The 4,843-nt window shown below is 37.3% G+C and carries 4 protein-coding genes and 1 pseudogene; all 5 read right to left on the bottom strand.

Translation table 11 applies throughout. The annotated features are described in order from the left end of the window. Window positions 1-273: pseudogene (locus tag FJR08_RS22330) on the bottom strand (sigma-70 family RNA polymerase sigma factor); the annotation flags it as partial. Between the two features lie 66 nt (window positions 274-339). After that, the gene (locus FJR08_RS22325) at window positions 340-1,569 is read right to left on the bottom strand and encodes a tetratricopeptide repeat protein (protein WP_168634623.1); all 1,230 of its coding nucleotides are present in this window, start codon (window positions 1,567-1,569) and stop codon (window positions 340-342) included. Window positions 1,570-1,690: 121 nt separating this feature from the next. Next, window positions 1,691-2,704: a DUF2207 domain-containing protein gene (locus FJR08_RS22320; protein WP_168634622.1), complete on the bottom strand. Its 1,014-nt coding sequence runs from the start codon at window positions 2,702-2,704 to the stop codon at window positions 1,691-1,693. 295 nt (window positions 2,705-2,999) lie between these two features. Continuing rightward, window positions 3,000-4,385 carry a carotenoid oxygenase family protein gene (locus FJR08_RS22315; RefSeq protein ID WP_323294658.1) on the bottom strand — a complete coding sequence of 462 codons (1,386 nt, stop codon included), beginning with the start codon at window positions 4,383-4,385 and terminating at the stop codon, window positions 3,000-3,002. Continuing rightward, a partial coding sequence (locus FJR08_RS22310; protein WP_371415575.1) for an efflux RND transporter permease subunit occupies window positions 4,277-4,843 on the bottom strand: 567 nt, incomplete at its 5' end. The genes FJR08_RS22310 and FJR08_RS22315, both read right to left, overlap by 109 nt.

The raw sequence follows: 4,843 nt of genomic DNA, 5'->3' as shown, positions 1-4,843 counted from the left end.
TGGGTAATTGTTAATCCAAGTAATCACGCTACTTTTATCAGGAGTATAAGGTTCTTTTGCGCTAGTAGCTTCACAAAGATTACGGCAAAAATACCACCAAGTTTCCTGTAAAGCTTCTTCAGCATCAGGTATACCTGCACCACGCAATAATTTACCTGTTTTTTGAATTAGTAAAATAATCTGATTTAATCCTTTTTGACGGGCAAGACTACCACTAGGATGTTGACAGGTTTGTTGAATAAGTTGGAGGATTTTTGCTTCTAATTCATCCATTTGATTAGGTTAATTTAATCGTGATATATTCTTAAGATTGCTATAAAGCAGCAAAAACATTTTTGCCTATTTTGGCTCAATGTTTATCTTCAGAATTAAATTGAGAGTATATTGATATTCAGCTATTTTTCCTTGTTGCTGAAATAGTGCAGATGCTTTCTGAAAATCGGCAGTAGCCCCTTTTTTATCTCCTAATGCACGGCGAGCAGTACCTCGGTTGAGGTAGGCTAGTGCAAAGTTAGGATTGATACGTAGTGATTGAGTGAAATCATCAATTGCTGCTTTCCTATTTTCTGATAGAGCATGGGCAGTACCTCTATTTAGGTAGACCCGTTCAATATTAGGATTAATACGCAAAGCTTGATTGTAATCTTCAATTGCACCTTTTATATTTCCTGATGCACGGCGGGCAAGACCCCGATTATTGTATGCTTCTGCAAAATTAGGATTAATACGCAAAGCCTGATTGTAATCTTCTATTTCTCCTTCTAAATCTCCCAATATCTTGCGGGTAAAACCCCGGTTAAAGTAGGCTTCTGCATCATTAGGGTTAAGACGCAGGGCTTGGTTTAAATCTTCTATTGCTTCCTTTATATCCCCTGATTCAACACGGGCAAGACCCCGGTTATAGTAGGCTTCTCCCTGATTAGGGTTAAGACGTAGGGCTTGATTGTAATCTTCTATTGCTCCTTCTAAATCTCCCAATATCTTGCGGGCAAGACCCCGGTTATAGTAGGCTTCTCCCTGATTAGGGTTAAGACGCAGGGCTTGATTGTAATCTTCTACTGCCCCTTTTACATCTCCCAATATTTTGCGAGCAAGACCCCGATTATTATAAACTAGTACAATGTTAGGATTAATCCGTATGGCTTGGTTGTAATCTTCAATCGCAGCCTTCATATCTCCTGATGCACCGTGTGCATTACCTCTATTGTAGTATGCTTCTACAAGACTAGGATCAAGACGCAGGGCTTGGTTGTAATCTTCAATTGCCCCTTTTAAATCTCCTAATGCACAACGAACAACACCTTTATTACTGTAACCTTGTGCAAAGTTAGGATTAAGACGCAGGGTTTGGTTTAAATCTTCAATCGCCCCTTTTAAATCTCCTGATTCAAATCGGACTTCACTTCGCTTGAAATATGATTCTGCATCTTGAGGGTTAACTTGTACTAACAGTAATCTTGATTCTCTTCCTGAATCTAAAACATTTGGCACATTTTGAGCATCAACTTTAGAGCTATATAATATTGCTCCTAATACAAAAACCAAACTTGTTAATTTTGATAATTTCATTTTGTTTTCCTTTTTCAATTAAGAACTTTTCAGATTTATCAATACCTTCGCTATAGTGCAAAACATGAGAATTGCTACTAATAACTGCTACTTGAGATGAGGTGTAAGTGCTAACTGGCTATCAACCGCCACCGCCGCCGCCGCCGCCACCACCACCGCCGCCACCACCGCCACCACCGCCGCCGCCACCACCGCCGCCACTACTTTCACTAATTACTGGAATCACCTGTTCAAACTCGTTATGGTATGGGCAGTTTGTGCAGTGGTGGGTTACTCTTTGCCTTCCTGTATGGCTAGTGGTTGCAGCAACTAATATTCTAGAATTCCGGTTGAGGGTAAATTTTTCACATTCAGGACATTTTCGATCATTGATTGCTGAAAATATGTAATAGGCAATTGGGGCAAAAAAGATCAGAAACATAAAGTTAGTTAAATTAAAAACTTTATCAAAGTCGAAAAACCCGCTTTTTTGCCAATTAGCTTGAGGAATATTGAGAATTTCACTCTTGAATGTTACCTGAACTTCTAACTCTTCCTGGGGTGGAATAGCCTGATTTGCTACAAATTCCAATGTTTTTGGATTTACTTGACTGGCTGTAGCTGGTATACCAAAATTTTGAAAATCTTCGACTTTACCTGATAAAGCTTCTGGCAGTTGTACCTGAACTTTTGCTGCTTGAATGGGGGCTTTACGGTCAGCAAAAATGGCTTTCCAGTAAACTTGAGTATTATCACCATTAATATGCAGTCCACCAACTACACGATATTTAATTACAAAAATATGTGATTCTGGTGCTTTTAATTGATGTTGCCAACGAATCCAAAATTGATTATTTTCAATTCCAGTTTCACTAGGAATAATTTTATTATTTTCTTGAACCGTTACATCCTTAATTTCATCAACTTTATCTAAAGGAATATAGCGATATCTTTGATTTGTCCAATCTGATGTAAAAACATACTTTTGTGTTTCTGTAACTAACATATCTCCGTTAGTTTGCACATCAATATTAACGTTGATATAGTCCCAATAAAATGGTACTTCCTGAGCGACAGCATGAGTAAATGTAATGAAAACAGTCACCAACATAGCAAGTAATAAAAAAGAGATTCTTCTTATTAATAGTTTCTTCATATTTTCCTTTTCTCTGCGTCCTTTGCGCCTCTGCGTGAGATAAAAAGTTGAAGATTCATAGATTTGGGGAATTGATTTTTCGTTCTATGAGTTCTTCTGTGAATGCAGAGTAATGTTATCTATATCGTTACAAAACTTTACAATTACAAATCAAGTCCTCAAGTTAAAACGTGGGAAAACCCCACCCCTACATTGATTTAGGACTTACACAGAAATTATTTTCAACTCCCATTCCTCTCTAACCTCTGTGTCCTCTGTGTCCTCTGCGGTTCGTAATTCCTATGATTGGATTTTTCTAAGCAGGTTTCCATGTACCGTGAAAACTGTGGGGGATAACGCTGGGTAATCCCAGTTTACAAACAGGTTCTGCATTTAACCTATCACTCGCAAATACCCAAACTTCACTACTATGAGTATGAGCATTATAAACCACAGTTAACACCCAACCTTGTTCAGAGTTTTGCGGATTTTGTACATAAATAGGTTCGGAAGGATAGCGATTTTCTCCTATGTTTGCTTGTGTTAAAGTTCCAGTTTTGTGATCAAAACAAGCAATACTATTTAAAAGTTCCTTACTAGCATCTGTTCCTGGTTGAAATCCTGACATATAAGTATAGCGAGAGAATAGACCTACATTTTGGGGAGGAACACTAGGAAACTCACAATGTTGATTTGAAAGTTGTTCAATTTTAATTACCTTGCCAGTTAAAGGATTAAGTTGAACTTGTGAAAATGTACTATTAGCAATTGTGTGAGTTTCCCCGGTAACTACTTCTCGAAGATATTCATTAGTTTGAAAATCTTCATAACGGGCAATATCCACAATTACCGCACCACTATTATCTACATAACCATTAGCAAAATGCCACTGAAACCAAGATTCAGTTTCTCCTCGACTGACTAAAGATAAATTTTCTCTATCTAGCACTATAATTTTAGTTCCCAATTCAGGATGCCATTCTAGGGAATCACTATAACTCCTTATCCCTAACAAAACAGGCCAAAGATTTAACCGCACTGGGGAAATAAAAAAGACAAGATACTGTCCCGCTAACACAAAATCATGTATTAGTGGTACTCCTTCTAATTCATGTATTGCTGTTTGGATAATTTTGCCAGTCGAGTCACTTTTATAAACATTAATTGTGGCATTTAATCCAGGACTTACACCAAAATTAAAAATTTCCCCTGTATTTTTTTCCTGCTTATAATGGGCAGAATAACTTAATTCCTTAGTTAAACTTCCTAAATCATCTTCACCACAAGTTTCTAAAGTTTGCAAATCTAAAGCATAAGGTTTACCACCTTCCCACAATGCCAAAAGTTTATTAGGTAATGCCAAAACTGAAGTATTCGCCGCATTTTTCACAGGTTTTATCCATTGATTCCAGATAATTCCTGGTGCAGTCATGCCATAATTACCATAAAGCAATTTACCCGCAGCAGTTTCTTTTTGATAACCAGTGGTTTGCACATAACGATAAACCCCAACTGCTTCGACATTGGTAAAATTAACAGCCAGAATTGCCCCATCTCCATCAAACCAATGTCCCACCCCAACACCATTCCGTTCTAGTCTTGCTGGTCCATTCCGGTACAGTGTACCCCGCAAACCATCGGGGATTTTACCTGCAAGAATCGGTAATTGAGTGGCAGAAAATTCCGTTGCAGGTTGAGATATTGCCCGAACCCATGCTTTTTTAGTTGACTTTTTATCAATTGTTTGCATATATAATTGATCATTTGAATAATATTAATATAACAAAAACGCACTAAACAAGCTTGATAAATTGCCATTGTTGGACTTTTTCCGTCTTGACGTTGGGACTCAATGGTAAAATCTACTAACATGATCCCATTTTTCTTGACAATACCGACTAATAAAATCATGCCAATAAACGAATAAAGATTTAATTCCACTTGAAAAATATACAGCGTCAACAAAGCACCAAAACCCGCAGAAGGTAAACCATAAAGAATGGTAATTGGGTGAATAAAATCTTCATAAAGAATACCAAGAATTAGATAAATTACCACAATGGATATTAGTAATAACCAGCCTAGATTTCCAAAAGACTGATTAAAAACCTGGGCTGAACCTTGAAAATTAGTTGTAATTGTAGATGGTAGAATTTCCCA

The organism is Dolichospermum sp. UHCC 0260, assembly GCF_009711985.1.
Taxonomy (GTDB): domain Bacteria; phylum Cyanobacteriota; class Cyanobacteriia; order Cyanobacteriales; family Nostocaceae; genus Dolichospermum; species Dolichospermum lemmermannii.
Note: the sequence above shows the minus strand (reverse complement) of the source record. Positions and strands in the feature narration are given on the sequence as shown.